Origin of the sequence: uncultured Marinobacter sp. (assembly GCF_963974375.1) — a bacterium.
GTDB lineage: Bacteria > Pseudomonadota > Gammaproteobacteria > Pseudomonadales > Oleiphilaceae > Marinobacter.
On sequence record NZ_CAXBDN010000422.1, the window covers coordinates 1 to 2,048 of the forward strand.

At 57.7% G+C, this 2,048-nt stretch carries 2 protein-coding genes and 1 pseudogene; 2 read left to right on the forward strand and 1 reads right to left on the reverse strand.

The genetic code is table 11. From position 1 onward, the window contains the following. A pseudogene (locus tag AAC035_RS20970) lies at positions 1–527 on the reverse strand (hypothetical protein); the annotation flags it as partial. 188 nt (positions 528–715) lie between these two features. On the opposite strand from AAC035_RS20970, the gene AAC035_RS20975 reads away from it, so the two are divergent. Together AAC035_RS20975 and AAC035_RS20980 are read left to right on the forward strand one after the other, a co-directional pair. Next, positions 716–1,786, forward strand: a complete 1,071-nt coding sequence (locus AAC035_RS20975; protein ID WP_339807057.1) for a beta-propeller fold lactonase family protein — start codon at positions 716–718, stop codon at positions 1,784–1,786. Between the two features lie 41 nt (positions 1,787–1,827). Next, positions 1,828–2,048: DUF2933 domain-containing protein (locus AAC035_RS20980; RefSeq protein ID WP_096006444.1), on the forward strand; the 221-nt coding region annotated here is incomplete at its 3' end.

The window sequence follows — 2,048 nt, forward strand, 5'->3', positions numbered from 1 at the left end:
TCCTGCTGGAACATGGCAAACACTGCGTCCTCGAACCCATCCAGTGCCCGGTTGGTGCCAGCGGTCTGCTGGGACGGGTCACAGCATCGGTGTTGAGCCCGGGCCAATACCGTGTTCAGAAATGCGCCGCCGGCGTTGGTGTTGATTTCGATCAGCTGAGGCCCGTTCTCGCCCAGGTGAAAGTCGTAGCCCATGAAGGCCCCGATGGGGCCTGGATCAAAACCGGCGATGTCCGGCGCCCAGGACAGAGCTCTTTCCCGGTAGGACGGAAGCTCGGCAGCCGATTCGATCGCCTGAACGATCCGCTCCATCGTCGCGATGTCCGCCTGGGGTACAAAAACCGGTGTGTTTGAAAAGAAATGATGGATCTCGGGAGTGGCCGGCGCCTCGTTCCCAGTGTCTGAAAACTGCTTCTGGAGGCTGTCAGTGAGCGCTTTTCGGTCAAGGGTGATGCAGTAACACTGCCGGTTGAGCTGGTCGGCGTGGGTTTTGGTTGTTCGCTGGTTTTCCTGGGGCACGTCTTGCATTGGTCGTCCTTGGTCATTGTGAATCGTTCCACCTTGATTCTGGTCAAACGAATGCATGTTTCGCAACTGTTTTCAGGCCTGTTTCAGCTTGGTGTGATGGACTGCCAAGTAATGACCATGCCTGTTCGGGATCTTGCTTACCGGGCGAGGAGATCTTACTGAAACCCTCTGACCAAAAAGGGCACGCTATGAAACATTCGTTTCGCAAGCAGTGTATTGCTGGTATTACGGCCAGTGTCGCTATGAGTTTTTCGCTGATGGTGGCCGCAGACACGAACCGGGCATTTGTTCCCATGGGCACAGCGGATGCCGTCGGCGTTATTGATCTGGAAAACCGCAAGGTGACGTCGTCCATTGGCGGCACCCTGAATACCCACGGTTCGGCACTGACCCCGGATGGCCGGCATCTGGTGGTGGGTAGTTTGTCGGCGCATGATCGTCAGGAGCCGGTTAGTCGCCCCGAAGGCGTTTCAGAAGATGAACACGCCGCTCATCATGGGGGCGGGCAGTCTACTGAATTGGAAGCAGGGAGTACCGGGCTGCTCTATTTGGTGAACACGGCCACAAAGACGATTGACCGCAAACTGGAAGTGCCGGGGCCGGTGCACCATGTGCTGGTGACTTCCGACAGTCGCTATGCCGTTTCCACGCATCCTGCCAGTGGCAGCATCAGCGTTGTGGATCTGGATTCCGGTCAGTTGGTCAAAACTGTGGCGACGGGGCCGGCCCCCAACTATCTGGTGCAAACCGACGACGGCCAATCCCTTCTGGTCAGCAATACCGGTAATGGCACGGTCAGCGAAGTGGATACCGAGCACTGGTTCGTCGAGCGCAACCTGCGGGTTGGCGGCAACCCAGAGCATCTGGTGCTTGCCCCCGGCAACCAGCGGCTCTACGTGAATGATGCTGCATCCGGCCAGGTTCTTGTCATTGAGCTTGCCAAAGGCGCGGTGGCGGACCGGTACGAGGTTGGGGAGGCGCCCCATGGCGTTGGCTTGAGCGCAGATGGCCAGACCCTCTATGCCACCAGCCAGGGCGGCAACCAGGTGGTCCGGATTGAGCTAGCCAGCGGCGCCCGCCACACCAGGCCGCTGGCTCCTGCGCCCTATCATCTTGCGGTCTCTCCCTACGATGGCCAGCTACTGGTGACCAGTCGGGCAGAGAACAAGCTTTGGGTGCTCGACCCGGAATCCCTCGATGTGGTTGATGAGATCGCGCTGAGCGGCATAGGCCATCAGATATCCCTTGAAGCCCATTAGTACTCTGTTCTGACACTGTTTTTTTCGCAAAGGAACCGCTCATGGATCGACGCTTTAAAATTACCTTGGCAATATTTGCCGTTATCGCACTGGTTTTACTCTGGGGAGAACACAAGGTTCATCTGCTTGGCGCCTTGCCCTGGCTGATACTGCTTGCTTGTCCGCTGATCCATATTTTTATGCACGGAGGGCACGGAGGGCATGGAGGACATAACCACCAGGCAGAGCAACCGGGAAAGAGTGGAGAGCAGCGTGATGACTG